At 71.0% G+C, this 16,530-nt stretch carries 15 protein-coding genes; 5 read left to right on the top strand and 10 right to left on the bottom strand.

Going from position 1 to position 16,530, the window contains the following annotated elements; all coding sequences use genetic code 11:
* The first annotated feature begins 110 nt into the window (after positions 1-110).
* Positions 111-713, top strand: a complete 603-nt coding sequence (locus tag ACZ4Z4_RS21275) for a TetR/AcrR family transcriptional regulator (protein ID WP_468329256.1) — start codon at positions 111-113, stop codon at positions 711-713.
* Between the two features lie 39 nt (positions 714-752).
* On the opposite strand, the gene ACZ4Z4_RS21270 is transcribed toward ACZ4Z4_RS21275, so the two are convergent.
* The 3 genes from ACZ4Z4_RS21270 to ACZ4Z4_RS21260 all read right to left on the bottom strand — a co-directional run bounded on the left by ACZ4Z4_RS21270 (position 753) and on the right by ACZ4Z4_RS21260 (position 2,840).
* Positions 753-1,685: a hypothetical protein gene (locus tag ACZ4Z4_RS21270; RefSeq protein WP_468329253.1), complete on the bottom strand. Its 933-nt coding sequence runs from the start codon at positions 1,683-1,685 to the stop codon at positions 753-755.
* A gap of 93 nt (positions 1,686-1,778) precedes the next feature.
* On the bottom strand, positions 1,779-1,979 hold the full coding sequence (locus ACZ4Z4_RS21265; protein ID WP_468329250.1) for a DUF397 domain-containing protein: 201 nt from the start codon (positions 1,977-1,979) through the stop codon (positions 1,779-1,781).
* Between the two features lie 9 nt (positions 1,980-1,988).
* Positions 1,989-2,840, bottom strand: a complete 852-nt coding sequence (locus tag ACZ4Z4_RS21260; protein ID WP_468329247.1) for a helix-turn-helix domain-containing protein — start codon at positions 2,838-2,840, stop codon at positions 1,989-1,991.
* 235 nt (positions 2,841-3,075) lie between these two features.
* On the opposite strand from ACZ4Z4_RS21260, the gene ACZ4Z4_RS21255 reads away from it, so the two are divergent.
* Positions 3,076-3,480, top strand: a complete 405-nt coding sequence (locus tag ACZ4Z4_RS21255; RefSeq protein ID WP_468329244.1) for an ATP-binding protein — start codon at positions 3,076-3,078, stop codon at positions 3,478-3,480.
* 36 nt (positions 3,481-3,516) lie between these two features.
* Complete coding sequence (locus ACZ4Z4_RS21250; protein ID WP_468329241.1) at positions 3,517-3,768, top strand: hypothetical protein; 252 nt, start codon at positions 3,517-3,519, stop codon at positions 3,766-3,768.
* A gap of 93 nt (positions 3,769-3,861) precedes the next feature.
* Here ACZ4Z4_RS21250 and metG read toward each other — a convergent pair whose 3' ends face one another.
* Positions 3,862-5,481: a methionine--tRNA ligase gene (metG, locus tag ACZ4Z4_RS21245; protein ID WP_468329238.1), complete on the bottom strand. Its 1,620-nt coding sequence runs from the start codon at positions 5,479-5,481 to the stop codon at positions 3,862-3,864.
* A 116-nt stretch (positions 5,482-5,597) separates the two neighbouring features.
* Positions 5,598-6,884, bottom strand: a complete 1,287-nt coding sequence (locus tag ACZ4Z4_RS21240; RefSeq protein ID WP_468329235.1) for a VWA domain-containing protein — start codon at positions 6,882-6,884, stop codon at positions 5,598-5,600.
* 578 nt (positions 6,885-7,462) lie between these two features.
* On the opposite strand from ACZ4Z4_RS21240, the gene ACZ4Z4_RS21235 reads away from it, so the two are divergent.
* Positions 7,463-9,565, top strand: a complete 2,103-nt coding sequence (locus ACZ4Z4_RS21235; RefSeq protein ID WP_468329232.1) for a PhoX family protein — start codon at positions 7,463-7,465, stop codon at positions 9,563-9,565.
* A gap of 38 nt (positions 9,566-9,603) precedes the next feature.
* On the opposite strand, the gene ACZ4Z4_RS21230 is transcribed toward ACZ4Z4_RS21235, so the two are convergent.
* On the bottom strand, positions 9,604-10,578 hold the full coding sequence (locus tag ACZ4Z4_RS21230) for a LysR family transcriptional regulator (RefSeq protein WP_468329229.1): 975 nt from the start codon (positions 10,576-10,578) through the stop codon (positions 9,604-9,606).
* Between the two features lie 223 nt (positions 10,579-10,801).
* On the opposite strand from ACZ4Z4_RS21230, the gene snpA reads away from it, so the two are divergent.
* Positions 10,802-11,458, top strand: coding sequence for a snapalysin (gene snpA, locus ACZ4Z4_RS21225; RefSeq protein ID WP_468329226.1), 657 nt, complete (start codon positions 10,802-10,804; stop codon positions 11,456-11,458).
* A gap of 114 nt (positions 11,459-11,572) precedes the next feature.
* On the opposite strand, the gene ACZ4Z4_RS21220 is transcribed toward snpA, so the two are convergent.
* From ACZ4Z4_RS21220 to ACZ4Z4_RS21205, 4 genes are all read right to left on the bottom strand, one after another.
* On the bottom strand, positions 11,573-13,579 hold the full coding sequence (locus ACZ4Z4_RS21220) for an FUSC family protein (RefSeq protein ID WP_468329223.1): 2,007 nt from the start codon (positions 13,577-13,579) through the stop codon (positions 11,573-11,575).
* A 68-nt stretch (positions 13,580-13,647) separates the two neighbouring features.
* The gene (locus ACZ4Z4_RS21215; protein ID WP_468329220.1) at positions 13,648-14,736 is read right to left on the bottom strand and encodes an endonuclease/exonuclease/phosphatase family protein; all 1,089 of its coding nucleotides are present in this window, start codon (positions 14,734-14,736) and stop codon (positions 13,648-13,650) included.
* A 15-nt stretch (positions 14,737-14,751) separates the two neighbouring features.
* On the bottom strand, positions 14,752-15,597 hold the full coding sequence (locus ACZ4Z4_RS21210; protein WP_468329217.1) for an ATP-grasp domain-containing protein: 846 nt from the start codon (positions 15,595-15,597) through the stop codon (positions 14,752-14,754).
* A 48-nt stretch (positions 15,598-15,645) separates the two neighbouring features.
* A complete protein-coding gene (locus tag ACZ4Z4_RS21205; protein WP_468329214.1) occupies positions 15,646-16,488 on the bottom strand; it encodes a hypothetical protein in 843 nt (280 codons plus the stop codon).
* Positions 16,489-16,530: the final 42 nt, after the last annotated feature.

The following is a 16,530-nucleotide window of genomic DNA, read 5'->3' as shown; positions in this document are numbered from 1 at the left end:
GGTGTGGTTGCGCTGAGTGACTAAAACGATCGCTCTATCTAGCGGCGTGGGGAGAACGTAGCACAGCTCTAGAACGAACGCTCTACTTAGTGAATGGGTAGAGTGGAGGCATGGCCCAGAAGAGCTCAGCCCCAGCCCCGGCCCTCGGCACCCGCGACCGGATCGTCGTCGTCGCCGCCCGCCTCATTCAGCGGCAGGGGTATGTGGGCACCGGGATCAAGCAGATCGCCAAGGAGGCGGAGGCGACGCTCGGCTCCGTCTACCACTTCTTCCCCGGCGGGAAGGAGGCCGTCGCGGTGGCCGCGATCACCTACAGCGCCGAGGAGTTCGCGCAGGTGCTGCGGACGGCACTGGCCGACGACGGCGCCGACCCGGGCGCCGCGATCGAGCGCTGCGCGGGCGAACTGGCCGTGGGTCTGCGGGAGTCGGGCTGGATCGACGGCTGCCCCGTCACGGCGGCGGCCCTGGAGACGCTCGGCACGGACTCGGAGATCCAGCGGGTCTGCGCGGAGGCGCTGCGCGGCTGGGAGGGGATCGTCGAGGAGCGGCTGCTCGGGGCGGGGTTCTCGGCGCGGGACGCGCGCGAGGTGGCGACGACGGTGATCGGCGCGCTGGAGGGCGCGGAGGTGACGGCGCAGGTCGCCCGGAGTGAGGAGCCGTTGCGGGTGGTGGGGCGGCAGTTGGCGCGGTTGGTGGGTACGTACGGGGTATGAGGCCCCGGCCCGGCCCCGTACGCGGTCGTCCGTCCGGGCTTACTCGCCCTGTCCCTGAGGGTGCTCCGTGTCGCTGAACAGGTCGTCTGCGTCGGTTGCTGTGACGGCGAGGGTGAGCCAGCGGTCGAGGGTGGGGAGGTCGGTACAGCTCTTGACTCGTTCGCGGGCGGTGTCGGAGATGGGGACGTCGCGCAGCTCCAGTACGCGGAGGATCGCTTTGGCTTCACCCTTGGCTTCGCCCTTGACCTCACCCTTGGCTTCGCCTTCGAGGAACAATTCCTCGGCGAGGGTGCCCTGTCCGGGGAAGTAGATATCCGCAGCCATCTTCACCAAGTCCTTCCAGGCGGCTCGGGCCGGAGTGTCGCCCAGGCCTGCGTCCAGCATCTGCCAGTAGTAATCGAACGTCTTGCCGTCGCCGGTTGATCCCAGGGCGGTGACCAGTGCCTCCAGTATGGCCTTGTGTTCCGGGCCACGCGCATGCGTAAACGCGGACAAAGCGGCGAAGGGCAGGTTCTGGGCGGCCTCTTCGGGATCGATGATCAGCGGTACGTTGTCGGGGCCGAGGACCAGTGGGTGCACGCTCAGGGCGGTCCATCCCTCCACCCCGATCCGGAAGGGGCCGAGCGCCCAGGTCGAGGTGGCTTTGTCCTGGCAGACGACCAGGAGCAGGGCGGGGATGTGGTACTTCGAGTAGAGATACGTCAGGTAGTACCCCCAGCTCACCGCCTTCTCCCGGTCCTTGCGCTGCTGGGCCTCTACGACCAGCAGGAATGCGCGGCCATTCGGCGCGCTGATTCGCAGCAGGGTGTCGACGCGGCGCTCGATGGGCCGGGTCTCGGTGACGTCCGGCGTGATCACCTCGACGGTCGGATTCTCGGGGAGCGCCACGCCCAGGAGCCGGAAGACCGGCGTCAGGAGCTCGGGGCGCTCCTGGAAGATCCTGTGCGAGGCCTCGTGTTGCGATGTGACCATGTGAGGAAGCTAGGCGGATCAAGGGCGGAGTTCCCCCACTCGGGAAGGGGATCACTCTTTCGAGTGCGGAGGAAGCGTTCCCCTTCCCTGGGGCTATGGCCGTTGGCTGAGAGGGCTCCCGGCCCGGAGGACGCGCAGGAGTCCCGCGAGGGTTTCCGGGGCGGTGATCAGTTCCGTGGCGGGGTCTTCGCTTTCGCGGAGGCGGATGTGGGCGTCGGCGCTTGCCAGTTCTATGCAGGTGTCCCCGTCGCCGCCGCCGGAGAAAGACGACTTCTGCCAGTGGACCTGGTTCATGCGGGCGCCTCACAGTTCCTTGAGCATGTGGTGGATGAAGTCCCGCGATTGTGAGGGGGCGAGCGATGACTTCTCCACTTGGCTGAGCAAGGTTCGAAGCCGGACGAGATGGGGTTCGGCGTTGATGACCGCGGTGCCGGTCGGGGAATCCCTGAGCCCGGTGTCCAGTCTGGCTACTGGTCCTCCGAGATACATCATCGTGGCTCCGGCACCGGCAAAGTTGTCCTGGTCGAACGGAATGACCCGCACACTGACGTGGTTGTGCTCCGTCTGGTGCAGGATCGCCTCTAGTTGGGCGCGAGCGACCCGGCGGCCCGCTACACGAATGCGCAAAGCTGCCTCGTGAACGATCGCCTCGTACGGGGTGGGGTGGTCTCCCTCAAGGACCGTTCGCCGCTTCATGCGGTGTTCCAGCCGTGGCTCCAGCTCGCTGTCCGGTATGCCTGGCATCACGTACGAGTAGACCGCGCGGGCATAGTCCGGGAGTTGGAAGAGCCCCGGGACGTAGGCGATCACGACCTCACGCAGGAAGGTCGCGTGGTGTTCCAGCTCGGCGGTGTCCAGGAACGGTGGCGGAAGGACTCCCTTGAACTCCTCCCACCAGCCCTGCGTGCGGTCGGTGGCCATGGCGACCAGGGCATCGATGTATGGCTCATCGGTACACGCGTAGTGGGCCGCGAGTCGTCGCACACGCTCCTCACTCACACCCGCCAGGCCGGCCTCCACCTGGCTGATCTGCGCGGAGGTGGAGCTGAGCAGTGCCGCCACTTCGCGCCCCTTCAACCCGGAGGCCTCTCGCAGTCTGCGCAGCTCAGCACCCAGGCGTATCTGTCGGGCGGTGGGCTGACTTCGTGGCGCCACGTTCACCCCCTGCTCTCAACTGCTCTGCCCTCGTGCCTCGTTCGGGGGCCAGATTACGGCATCGGCTTGCGCGAGGAAAAATTTGTGCTCTACCGTCAGTGACGCGTCGCACACGCTGCGAGAACCGGGAGCCCGGAAGCGCACCACCCCGTCATGCCGTGGCGAGGGTGCCACTGCCACCGCCCAGAACCCGCCGCGCCCGGTAACTCTCCTCCCTGACAACAGGAGTTCTCGCATGCCCGGAAGTGAAAGCGAACCCTGGGAGTACAGCCTGTACATCCCCCACGACCTCCGCGCCGTCACGATCTGTCGCCGCGCACTCCGGCTCATCCTGACGATGCACTGCCTGCCGCAACTCTCCGACATGGCTGAGCTGTTGGCCACGGAACTCGTGTCCAACGCCGTGCGGCACACCAAGGGTCCCGCCGCCCTCCACGTCCGCTACTCCGACGGAGTCCTCCGCGTGGGGGCCTGGGACGCCGACCCCACGCCGCCCGCCCCGCCCCCGCGCACCGCCGGCGCAGGCGACGAGCAGGGGCGCGGCCTCGACCTCGTGCGGGCCTGTGCCGACGGCTGGGGCTGGTGCCCGGGGGAGACGGAGCCCGGCAAGCACGTCTGGTGCGAACTAAGTGCGGCGTAGGTCGTTACCCAGGCACAGAAAATCTGGAGGGACCTGATGACGACGACCAACTACTTCTTCCGCCACGAGGTCGCCGAGAAGGTGCGGGAAGAGGGCCGCGACGAGGCGCGAGCCGAGGAGCGGGGGCGGGTCATCCTGCGCACGCTCGACTGGCGCGGCATCGAGCTTTCCGAGACGGAGCGGGAGCGGGTGCGGTCCTGTGGTGACCTGGACCGTCTCGCGGTGTGGCTCGACCGGTCCTACGAGGTGACCGACGCGGCTGCGCTGTTCGACGGCGACGGAGCCTGACGTACGTCCGTCCGCTGATGCGGGGAAGTCCCGGTGCCGCCCCTGTGAATAAGGGGGCGGCACCGGGACCTCCCGGCAGAGCGTTGCGTACCGCTACGCGGTCGGCTTCTCCTCCAGGCGGGGGAAGAGCACCGCGCCCTTCGTGACCGTCGCACCCGCGGGGAGCGTGCCCCACGTGGCGGCCGCGCGGACGTCCTGGTCGGCGAGGGCGCCGAGGAGGGGCTCCGCGCCGAGGGAGTCCCAGAGCTTCTGGGAGGTCTCCGGCATGATCGGGTTGAGGAGGACCGCCACGGCGCGCAGCGACTCCGCCGCCGTGTAGAGGATCGTCGCCAGGCGCGCCTTGCCCGCCTCGGAGTCGTCCTTCGCGACCTTCCACGGCTCCTGCTCCGTGATGTAGCCGTTGACCTGCTTCACGAAGTCGAAGATCGCCAGGATGCCGCCCTGGAAGTCCAGCTCCTCGCCGATCGCGCGGTCGGCGGTCGCGACGGCCTTGGCGAGGCCGTCCTGGACCGCCTGCTCGGCGTCACCGGACGCCGTCGCCTCGGGCAGCTCGCCGCCGAAGTACTTGCCGACCATCGCCGCGACACGGGACGCGAGGTTTCCGTAGTCGTTCGCCAGCTCGCTCGTGTAGCGGGCCGTGAAGTCCTCCCACGAGAACGAGCCGTCGCTGCCGAACGCGATCGCGCGCAGGAAGTACCAGCGGTACGCGTCCACGCCGAAGTGGGACGTGAGGTCCTGGGGCTTGATGCCGGTCAGGTTCGACTTCGACATCTTCTCGCCGCCGACCATCAGCCAGCCGTTGGCCGCGACCTTGCCGGGCACGGGCAGGCCCTGCGCCAGCAGCATCGCGGGCCAGATCACCGCGTGGAAGCGGAGGATGTCCTTGCCGACGAGGTGCACGTTCGCGGGGAAGGTGGAGGTGAACTTCTCCTCGTTCGCGCCGTAGCCCACCGCCGTCGCGTAGTTCAGGAGGGCGTCGACCCAGACGTAGATGACGTGCTTGTCGTCCCAGGGGACCTTGACGCCCCAGTCGAACGTCGACCGGGAGATGGAGAGGTCCTGGAGGCCCTGCTTGACGAAGTTCACGACCTCGTTGCGGGCCGACTCCGGCTGGATGAAACCGGGATTCGCCTCGTACAGGGCGAGGAGCTTGTCGCCGTACTCGCTCAGCTTGAAGAAGTAGTTCTCCTCCTTGAGGAGCTCCACCGGCTTCTTGTGGATCGGGCACAGCTTCGTGCCGTCCTCGGCCTCGATGAGGTCGCCGGGGAGCTTGTACTCCTCGCAGCCCACGCAGTACGGGCCCTCATAGCCGCCCTTGTAGATCTCGCCCTTGTCGTAGAGATCCTGGACGAACTCCTGCACGCGGTCCGTGTGACGCTTCTCCGTGGTGCGGATGAAATCGTCGTTCGCGATGTTCAGGTGTTCCCAGAGGGGCTTCCAGGCCTCGGTGACGAGCTTGTCGCACCACTCCTGGGGGGTGACGTCGTTCGCCTCGGCCGTGCGCATGATCTTCTGACCGTGCTCGTCCGTGCCGGTGAGGTACCACACCTTCTCGCCGCGCTGACGGTGCCAGCGCGTGAGCACGTCCCCTGCAACGGTCGTGTAGGCGTGGCCCAGGTGAGGAGCGTCGTTGACGTAGTAAATGGGGGTCGTCACGTAGAACGCCTTCGCGTCTGCGCTCGTCCCCTGCTTCTCGGATCCAGTGGCCGCCATGGTCGAAATCCTAACGGCCCTGTGAAGATCCACTCACCTTGATTCCAGGGGGTGGACCGGAGGCTTCCGGTGCGGCCGGGGCTTTCGGTTCGCCCCCTGGAGTGGTGTGCGTCGGGTTAGGGGCGCCAGGACGCCAGCAGGCCCTCGTACAGCTCCTTGTCCGTGAGCTCGCGCGGGGTCGGGCCCGCGTGGAAGAACGCCGCGTTCTCCGCCTTCAGCTTGCGGAGGTAGTCGAAGCCCTTCGCGTCGTGCTCGCCGAACGCCACGAACTGGAAGAAGAGGGGGTGGGCGGCAGCGTCCGCCAGCGCCTGCGTCGCCACGCCCTTCGTGTCCGGGGGGCCGTCCGTCTGGAAGACGACCAGGGCCGGCTCGCCCTTGTGGTCCGACTTCTCGTAGTGCGCCACGACCTCTTCGATCGCGCGGTGGTAGCTGGTGCGGCCCATGTGGCCCGCGGCGGCGTGCATCTCGTCGATGCGGTTCTCGTGCTCGGGGAGCGTGAGGGTGCCGGTGCCGTCGATGTCCGTGGAGAAGAAGACGACGTGGACGGTGGCCTCGGGGTCCGTGTGGGCGGCGAGGGCGAGGGTCTGTTCGCCGAGGCTCTGGGCTGAGCCGTCCTTGTAGTACGGGCGCATGGAGCCGGAGCGGTCGAGGACCAGGTAGACCTGGGCTCGGGTTCCTGTGAGGTTGTTCTTTTTGAGGGCGGCGGCGGCTGCCTTGTAGGCCGGGGCCAGCCCCGGGGCTTTGGACCTCACCTTTGCCGCGGAGACGGCGGGCTTTCCGTTGGCCGGGGTGTGCGTGCCGCCCGCGTCCGGGGTGGGCTGAGCCTTCGGCTCGGGGGCGGTCTCGGGGGTGACCTCAGCCTCCGGCTCGGGGTCGGCCACCGGGGTGTCCTGAGCCTCCGGCTCGGGGTCGGCCTCAGGGGCGCCCTCTTCATCGGCACTCGGCACCGGGGGCTGTGCCCACCCGTCCCGCCCAGCGGGACGATTGCCCACAGCGGTATCGGTGTCGGCCTCGGCCGTGGCGGCCTTGGGCTCGTCCGCCGCGGGGGCGGGGGCCGTCTTCGGCCCGGCCTCGGCCTCGGGGGCCGTCTCAGCCTCCGGCTCACGGTCAGCCTTGGGGGTTGCCTGAGCCTCCGGCTCGGGGGCATCCACCAGGGGCGTCTCAACCTCCGGCTCGGGGGCGTCCACCAGGGGCGTCTCAGCCTTCGGCTCGGGGGCCGGCTCAGGAGTGGGATCGGCCTTCCGCTCGGGCTTCGGCTCTCGGGCCGGGGACTGCTGCGGCACCGTTACGTTGTCGAAGGCCGCTGCTACCAGGTCGTCCACCGTCGGGCTGGGGGTGGGGATCGAGGTCTTGGGGGTCTTGGGGGGCGGGGTCGGCTCGGGGGAGGGGGACGGGAGGGTCACCTGCGCCGAGGGAGCTGAAGAGGCCGCCTCCTGCGCCGAGGGAGACCCGTTCCGCTCCGAGGGCGTCGCCTCCCGCGCCGAGGGAGACCCGTTCCGCTCCGAGGGCGTCGCCTCCCGCGCCGAGGGGGACGCGTCCCGCGCCGAAGGGGCCGAAGGCGCCGTCTCCTGCGCCGTCGCACGCTCAGGCTCCCGTGCCTCCGGAACGCTCTCCTTGCGTGATCGTCCGAACGCGTTCCGCAGGCGGTTCAGAATGCCCATGTGCGCAACCCTTCGCGTGAGTTGATTCCCGTAAATCCCTGGCCAGGGCGGACACGTAAGGTTAGCCGCCGCTGTGGGCGATCTTGGGCAGGGTCGTCGAGCGGTGCCGAGCGGTACCGAGCGGTACTCGGCTCCTCCCTCGCCGGCAGCTGCCCCGCAGCTCCTCGCGGCAACTTCGTATCACCCCACAAACCAGCCTGGCCCCAACTTCTTCCCGTGCGACACGGATTCACTCTCCGTTCACCCTCCGGCCGTCGTTATGCCGAGTACCGCCCATAGCGTCACGGCGAAAACAGGCCACACCAGACGACGGAGGACACGTGCGCAAGCTGCTGCCGATCATCACCTCGCATCAGGGGAGCGGCGGCCGTTCCGCCCTGACCTGCCGCTTCCGCTGTGGTGACGCCTGCTTCGGCGAGGTTCCGAACACCAGCGAGAACGAGTACGTCGGGGACGTCATCGCCGGTGCGCTCAGCCGCCGTTCGATGATGCGTGCCGCCGCCGTGGTGACCGTCGCCGCCGCCGCGGGCGGTGCGGTCATAGCGGATCCGGGCGCCCCGCAGGCAGCCGCCGCCGCGCCCACCGGCCGGCCCGGCCACCCCGGCGACAAGAAGAGCAAGGGGGCGCGCGGACTCCGGTTCGCGCCCGTCGCTCCGAACACCGCCGACACCGTCACCGTCCCCGCCGGGTACGAGCAGGACATCGTCATTCGCTGGGGCGAGCCCATCCTGCGCGGCGCCCCCGCCTTCGACGCGGCGAAGCAGACCGCCAAGGCGCAGGCCGGGCAGTTCGGTTACAACAACGACTTCCTGAGCCTGTTGCCGCTGCCGGGGGAGCACGGGCGCCAGGTACTCGTCGCCAATCACGAGTACACGGACGAGATCCTGATGTTCAAGGGGTATGACCCCGAGAACCCCACCCGCGAGCAGGTCGAGATCGCCTGGGCGGCCCACGGTCTCTCCGTCGTCGTGGTCGAGGGCGAGCGGCGGAGCGGGAAGCTGCGCGCCGTCGGCCGGCACCACCTCAACCGGCGCCTCACCGCCACCAGCCCCTTCCGCCTCTCCGGGCCGGTGCGCGGCAGCGAGCTCGTCCGCACGAAGGCCGACCCGCGCGGCACCACCGTCCTCGGCACCCTCAACAACTGCTCGGGCGGCACCACCCCGTGGGGCACGACGCTGCACGGCGAGGAGAACTTCAACCAGTACTTCGGCAATGCGGAGAAGGTGACCGACCCGACGACCGTCGCCCGGCTCAAGCGGTACGGCGTGACCGGTGCCGCCTCCGAGCGCAAGTGGGAGCGGTTCGACCGCCGCTTCGACCTCGCCCAGGAGCCCAACGAGGCCAACCGCTTCGGCTGGGTCGTCGAGCTCGACCCGTACGACCCCGACTCCACCCCGCGCAAGCGCACCGCGCTCGGCCGCTTCAAGCACGAGGCCGCGCAGCCGCGCCTCACGCACGACGGCCGCCCGGTCGTCTACATGGGCGACGACGAGAAGTTCGACTACTTCTACAAGTTCGTCAGCAGCAAGCGCATGGCCAAGGGCACCTCCCGCGCGGCCCACGAGCACAACCTGTCGCTCCTCGACGAGGGCACCCTGTACGTCGCCAAGCTCACCGGCGACTCGCCCGCGGACGAGATCGACGGCAAGGGCACCCTGCCGGAGGACGGGGAGTTCGACGGCAGCGGCAAGTGGATCCCGCTCGCCACCGCAGGACCCGGCGGCAAGGCCGTCTCGCACGTCGAGGGCATGACCGCCGAGGAGGTGTACGTCTTCACGCGCCTCGCCGGTGACAAGGTCGGGGCGACCAAGATGGACCGGCCCGAGGACATCGAGCCGTCCCCGCACACCGGCAAGGTGTACGTGGCGCTGACGAACAACTCCGACCGCGGCAAGGCCGGCAAGGCCGGTGCCGACGAGGCCAACCCGCGCAACCTCAACAAGCACGGGCAGATCCTGGAGCTGACCGAGCGCCGCAACCGCGCGGACGCCACCACCTTCGGCTGGTCGCTCTTCCTCGTCGCCGGTGACCCGAACGACCCCTCGACGTACTTCGCGGGCTTCCCCAAGGAGCGGGTCTCCCCGATCTCCTGCCCCGACAACGTCGCCTTCGACCCGCACGGCAACCTGTGGATCTCCACCGACGGCAACCAGCTCGGCTCGCACGACGGCCTCTTCGGTGTCGCCACGCGCGGTGACCGGCGCGGCGAGCTCAAGCAGTTCCTCACCATGCCGACCGGCGCGGAGACCTGCGGCCCGATTGTCCAGGACCGGCGCGTGCTCGTCGCCGTGCAGCACCCCGGCGAGGTCGACGGCGCGTCCGTGGAGAAGCCGGCGAGCACCTGGCCCGACGGGCCCGGCAGGATCGTCCGTCCGTCGGTCGTCGCGGTGTGGCGCGAGGACGGCCGCGACATCGGCGTATAGGCAGACGTATAGGCAGACAGCGACTCAGGCGGGCGGCGTCAGCGGGTGGCCGGGATGAGTGTTCCACCGGTCGTACCGCGGGCGTCGCCCGCCCGCAGCAGCCACTCCGTGTAGGCGGGGGCCTGCCGCGCCGCCTCCCAGTAGGCGGCCTCCAACTCGCCGTACACCGCGTCGAGCTCTTCCTCCGTGCGCGCCGTCAGAATGAGGCGTACGCCGAGGGGGTCGCCGTACAAAGGCCGTACGGCCATGTCGGTCCTGCCGCGCGAGGTCGGCTGGCAGAGGGCGACGACCTCGCCGGTGGCGACGAGGGACGACGCGGTGAGGTAATCGCCGTGCAGGACGCGGGGGTTGAGGCCCGCCGCGGTCAGGACGCGGCGCAGGCCGTCCCACTCTCCGTCGACCGTCGGGTCCACCATCCAGCGGTCGTCCGCGAGGTCGGAGAGGCGTACGACGGGACGGTCCGCCGCCGGGTGGTCGGCGGCGAGGGAGACGAACTGCGGCTCCCGGTCCAGGAGTATCCGTCTTCGCAGGCTTTCCGGCATCCGCAGCGGGCAGCCCTCCACCTCGTGCACGAAGGCGATGTCGAGCTGGCCGGTCTCCACCATGCGCAGCAGCGCGTTGGCCGAGACGTCCATCTGGAGCGACATCTCCGTCCCGGGCAGCCGCGCGCGCAGCCTGCGCAGCCAGCCCGGTATGGCACGGCTCGCGGTGGAGCCGATGCGCAGCTGCGGGCCCTCGGCGGTGCGGGTGGCGGCCGCCCTGGTCTCGGCGACCAGCGCCCGCATCTCCGTGACGAGGGGGCGGGCGCGGCTGAGGACGACCCGGCCGAGCTGGGTGGGGCGGCATCCGGTGCGCTCGCGGGAGAAGAGCTGGCCGCCGAGCGCGTGCTCGATGCGCCGCAGCTGCGTCGTCAGCGACGGCTGGCTCATGCCGAGCTGCCGGGCGGCCTTGTGCAGGCTGCCGGTGTCGGCGATGGCGCACAGCGCGCGGAGGTGCCTGACCTCGAGCTCCATGGCCGTTGAGCGTAGAGGCGGTACGGCCGCCGCACCAGACGCTCAAACCCCATGAGAACCGGCCGATCTGCGCAGGCCGGGTCCGGGCGATAGCCCCGTGCTATCGCGAGTTGCCATCATCCCCACGCGTCCCACGCTCCCCGAGACTCACCGGTACCGAACCGTTCACCTTTCATCGAACCGCCCCCACGCGGTCGTGGAACGAGTAGGGAGCCCCCCACACATGATTAAGCGTCACCTTTCTGTCGCCGCCGTCCTCGGCCTCACCGTGGCCGGTCTCGGCGCGACCTCGGTCTCGGCGTCCGCCGCGACGGCCACCCCGGCCGCATCGGGCCAGGCCTCGTACGCCCGGTACGAGGGATCGGCCGCGGAGGCCAAGGCCAACAAGGCGTTCTTCGAAGCCGTCGTGAAGGCGGTCGCCGAGAAGCGCGCGGCCGACCCCGGAGCGAAGTCCGTGACCGTCGTCTACGACGCGTCCGGCGCTCCCACCTTCGCCCGGCAGATAGCCAGTTCCACCTCCATATGGAACTCCGCCGTCTCGAACGTGAAGCTCCAGGAAGGAAGCTCGGGAGCCAGCTTCTCGTACCGCGAGGGCAACGACGCGCGTGGCTCGTACGCGAGCACGGACGGCCACGGCAAGGGCTACATCTTCCTGGATTACGCCCAGAACCAGGAGTACGACTCGACGCGTGTCACCACCCACGAGACCGGGCACGTGCTGGGGCTGCCCGACACGTATGACGGGCCGTGCAGTCAGTTGATGTCGGGTGGGGGGCCCGGGCCCTCTTGCACGAACGCGCAGCCGGACTCGGCGGAGCGCTCCAAGGTCGAGCAGCTTTGGGCCAATGGGTTCGCGAAGGCGTTGCACAAGGTCCGCTAGCGCGGTGCTGTGACGGGAGTTTTGGTTGGTGGGGAGCTGCGGGGCCGTTGTGGCTGGTCGCGCAGTTCCCCGCGCCCCTTTACCCACCCTGCGACGCTGCCACCGTTCAGTGCTCTAGCTACCTTGCGGCGACGCCACCGCCCTTGCTGCGGACACCTCCTGACGCAAAGGCTCCAGGACGCTGTCCTTGGAGTCGTCCGTAAAGGTCACGTGGCCCTTCTCCAGGATCACCGACTTGCGCAGGCGGTCCGCCAGGCCGTTCAGTTCGTGCGCTACTTCGGCCACCTCGGCCGGAGTTGGGGGCTCCGCTCCGTGCCGGATGCGGACCCTTGCCGCCGTGGTGGCGTCCAGGATGCGTTCGACGGCCACGACCAGCGGCCACCAGGCGGCGGCCCGTGTTCCCGTGGGCGGGGGCTCGGTCAGGGCGCGCTGGAACTCGGAGCGGATGGCGGACAGGTCGCGGTAGAGGCGGCGGCGCATGCGGGCGCGCTCGGCGGGTTCCCCGTCCGTGCCGAACGCGCACTCCACGTACCGCGCGGTGTCCGCCACCGCGTCCGCGAGCCGGTCGCCGATCCGGGTGCCCCAGCTCTCCGGCCAGAGCAGATATCCGGCGACGAGCGTGATGCCGCAGCCGATCAGGCTGTCGACGAGGCGGGGCACGACGAGGCCGAGGCCCTGGTGGTTGAGGATGTCGGAGAGCAGCAGGATGACCGGGGTGATCGCCGCGGTCTGGTAGCCGTAGCCGCGGGTGGTGAGGGCCGGGATGAGCGGGGCGAGCAGCATCATCACGGGCACGTCCCACCAGCCGTGCGGTACTTCGGCGAGGACGGCGGCCGCGACGACCAGGCCGGCCGCCGTGCCGAGCGCGCGCAGGACGGCCCGTGAGAAGACCGAGCCGAAGTCCGGCTTCAGGACGAAGGTGACGGTGAGCGCCACCCAGTACGACCTGGGGACGTCGACGAGGGATACCAGGGCCTGGGCGATGCCGATGCAGAGGGCGAGGCGCAGGCCGTAACGCCACGAGGTGCCGGACAGGATCACGTTGCGGGCGGCGCGGCGGGCGCGGACGCGCAGGGCGGCGGGGCGGCCGAGGCGGTCGTCGGTCGCGATGACGCCGAGCGGGTCGGGGTCGGCGAGGGTCTCCGCCGCGTGCAGCACGGCGTGGTCGAGGGCGCGGGCGGCGTGGGCATGGGCATCGGGGATGCGGGCCGCCGCGCGGGTGGCGGGTGCGCTGCCGGTGGTGTGCGCGGTCGCGCCCCGCTCCACCGCGTCCGCGAGCGCGCGGACAGCGGCCGGGACCTCGGGCGCCAGGCGCACGCAGGCGTGGCGGGCGGCCTGGTCGGCGGCGGGGGCGGCCTCGACGATCGGGGTGAGGGCGTTCAACTGGGCGACCAGGCGCACCAGTTCGGGGTTGCGGCCGTGGTCGCGGGTGCGCCGGGCGAGGACGAGGTCGTAGCTCTGGTTCAGCGAGGCCGTCACGGCGGTGCGCGCCTCGTCGTACGCGTCCGTGCCCGCCGCGTCGAGCAGCGCGGCCACCGAGCGGTAGGAGGCGGCGACGGCGGCGCGTTCGGGGACGCCGGAGCGCAGCGGCCAGGCGAGCAGGGCGAGCGCGAGGACGGTGAGCCCGCCGCCGGTCATCAGGGCGGGGGCCAGCCACCACTGGCCCGGCATGGGCAGCCCGGCGCCGACGACGCAGTTGAGCAGCAGGAGCAGCCCCGACACGGAGGCGACGGCGCCGATCGTCGACATCATCCCGGAGACCAGCGCGACGAGCGTGACCGCGCCGACCGCCACCCAGCCGTGCCCGAAGACGAGCGAGCTGAGGGTGACGCCGATGGCACCGAAGAACTGCGGCACGGCGATGTTGAAGATCCGCATGCGGTAGGCGTCGGCGGTGTCGCCGATGACTCCGGAGAGGGCGCCCATGGAGGCGAGCGCGCCGTACGTGGGTCTGCCCGCGAGGATGCCGACGGCGAGGGGCAGCGCCATCGCCACGGAGGCGCGGGCCACGGCAGCCCAGGGGATGGGCGCGGACTGCGGCTTGAGGGACCTGACCAGCCAGTCGGGTGGGGTGAGCGGGCTCAGTGAGACCGGACGGGCGGTACGGGACTCTCGGGGCATGCGCCCATTATCGGTGCTTTACGTGACTTTCCCCGGCCGGACGATCACGGCTCCGCGCACTGTCCTGATCAACCCGCCTTGTCGGCTTCGTACAGTGTCAGGGTGACGGCAAGGGCCCGGTGGTCGGTGTTGCCGATGTCGAGGAAGCGGGCGTCGCGGGCGGCGAAGTCCGGGGTGGCGAGGACGTGGTCGATCTGCGCGCCGAGCGGCGCGGGCGCGGCGGCGGGCCAGCTCGGGGCGCGCGAGGACCCGGCGAGGCGGGCGGCGTCGCGCAGCCCCTCGTCCAGGAGCGAACGGAACGCGGCGTGGTCCTGGGTGGCGTTGAAGTCCCCGGCGATGATGGTGGACCGCCCGCCGCCCGCGGCCGCGTACTCCTGGAGCTTGCCCAGCTCGGAGCGCCACAGGCCGACCTCGCGGGGCAGCGGCGGCATGGGGTGCGCGAGCTGCACCCGTACGGGATGTCCGTCGACGTCGGCGACGGCGCCGGGCATGCCGAGGGTGGCCTCGACGCCGGCCGCGCTCTTCAGCGGGTACTTGGAGAGGATGACCGATCCCTCGGCGCCGTGCGCCTCGACGGCCTCGCGGTGCGGGTAGTCGGCGCGGGGCAGCTCCTCGCGGAGCAGGGCGGAACAGGTGGGGTCGCACTCCTCGACGAACAGCAGGTCGGGCCGCTCCTCGCGGACGGCGCGGACCAGGCCCGCCGTCCCCTGCCCGAACTCGACGTTCGACGTGAGGATGCGCAGCTCGGCGACGGCGGAGCCGCGGGGCGCGTCGGTGTTCCCGTACGGCTCCATGTACCAGGCGACGAGGCCGAGCACGACGACGCCCCACAGCATGCCGATCCGCCACCGCGCGAGCACGGCCATCAGCAGCCCCGCAGCGGTGGGCGCGAGCAGCCAGGGCAGGAACGCGAGCAGCTGCGGCACGGGCGTGAAGCCGTCCGAGTCGGCGATCCGGAACCCGATGACAGCACTCACCCCGGTGAGCAGTACCGCGGCCCCCCACGCGGCGGCCCGCCCGGTCGGGCGCCGCGTGGGGGGCCGCGCGTCCCGGTCCTCCCCGGCGTCGGGGGCGGCCGCCACGCGGCCCGCGCTGTCCACGTCGTTCACGCTGTCCAAAGGGACGGCCCTCTCGTCGTCGATGTCCGCCACTCCCACCGGACGCATCCTCCCTCAGAGACGGGGCGGGACCGGGGACGGTTGCCCATCGCACGGAAACCGCAGGAAGGGACGGTCGGCGGGGGTGACGGCGTGGAGCGGGCCCGTCGCCGCGAGGACTACGTCGAGGACGCGGTCCGGGTCGGCGGCGTAGCAGTGGGCGAACCAGGCCATGTTGGCCTCGACCACGGCCCACCGGCCGTCGGCCAGCGCGCCGACGTCCACGACGACCGCGCCGGGCAGCCGCGGCCCCGGCCCGGCACAGCGCGCGAGGACCCGGCCGGCGAAGGCGCGGGCGTCGTCGGTGAGCGGGCCTGGATCGAGCAGCCCGCGGACCGCGTACCGGCTGCCGGTGACGACCCGCCCGTCGAGCACGAAGCACCGGTACTCGGCGGCGAAGTCGACGACGTCGCAGACGAGTACGGCGGCGTCGTCCGTGACGCGGACCGACGCGTCCGGAGGCGGCAGCTTAGAGCCGTCCGCGTACACGGCGGCCGGGAAGGACTTCTCCGACGGCGGCTTCACGAAGGCGGGCCGCCGCAGCCTCCGCGCCGCGCCGAGCGTCGTCGCCTCGACGCGGCGGCACGTGAGGTCGTACGGCAGGGCGGCGAGCCAGTCGTCGGAGGGTTCGAGCAGCGCGATGCCGGAGCGGGCGGCGACCCGGTCGGCGGCGAGCGGCCCGCCGTACCAGTGCGGGGCAGGGGACGCGGGCGGGGGCGCGACGGGCGGCTGCCCGGACACGCGCAGGCCGCGCCGGACGGCGGCGTCGGCGAGCAGCACGGCGGTGCTGCTGCGCGGGTGGGGAGCCAGAAGGACGGCCGGCATAGCGGTGGCGGTGCTCGATCCGGGCATGTCGACCATGGCGGTGACGGTAATGGACCCGGGCACGTCGGCGCCCGTGAGTTTCCGTCAGCGGTTCGGGCGGCGCAGGCGCGGAGCGAGCCAGGTGCCGAGGGCGATCAGCAGGGCCGCCGCGATGATCACCCAGGACGTCACCCGCAGCGTCTCCGTCAGCGCGTCGTACACCGCGCCCGCGGCGTCGCGTGAGACGTCAGGGGGGAGGTCGTCGAGGGTCAGGGCGCGGACGATCGCGACGGCGGCGGCCAGGGCCGCGGCGGCGAGGGCCATCCCGAGCGCCGTGACGACGGCCGCCCTGCGGCGGCGGGCGGCGAGCAGGACACCGGCGACGGCGAGGACGGCCGCCGCCACCGCGGGCCACACCCCCGCCACCTGCAACGCGTGGAAGCTCCGCCACAGCCGGCCGAGGTCCTCCGACTCCAGGACCGTGACCTCCGTGTGCCGCACCGGGATCTTCGACGCGAACGGCACGCCGTCGTCCTCCAGTTGCCGCTTGATCTGCTCGGTGATGGGCGCGAGGTCGATGGTGACCTCGCCGTTCGTGTCGTTCTTGAGCGCGGACTGCACGGCGTCGTACGCCGCCCGGTTCGCCGCGTTCCACGCCGTCCTGTACGCCCCCGTCTCGGTGAACGACCGCACCGCGTCCCGTACGAACGCCTCGACCGCGCCCCGCAGCGGACCCACGTCGATCTCCTCCATCACCGAGTCGGTGACGGCGTCCGCCACCGCCCCGCGCACCGCCGGGTCGGAGGCGAGCGGCGCCATCGTGGCGACGTAGCTGTCCCGGTCCCCGATCTCGTACTTCGCCCAGGTGGAGAGCGCACCGAGCGGCACCAGGAGGCAGGCGAGGACGAGGAGGACGGCGGAGAGCGGACCGCGGACGGATTTCGGCACGCCTCCAAGGCAAGGCCCCGGTCACGCGGGGCGCGACCGGGG

Source organism: Streptomyces sp. NPDC030245, assembly GCF_055572995.1.
The sequence above is the reverse complement of the archived record's forward strand: the minus strand, read 5'-3'. Positions and strand labels throughout refer to the sequence as shown.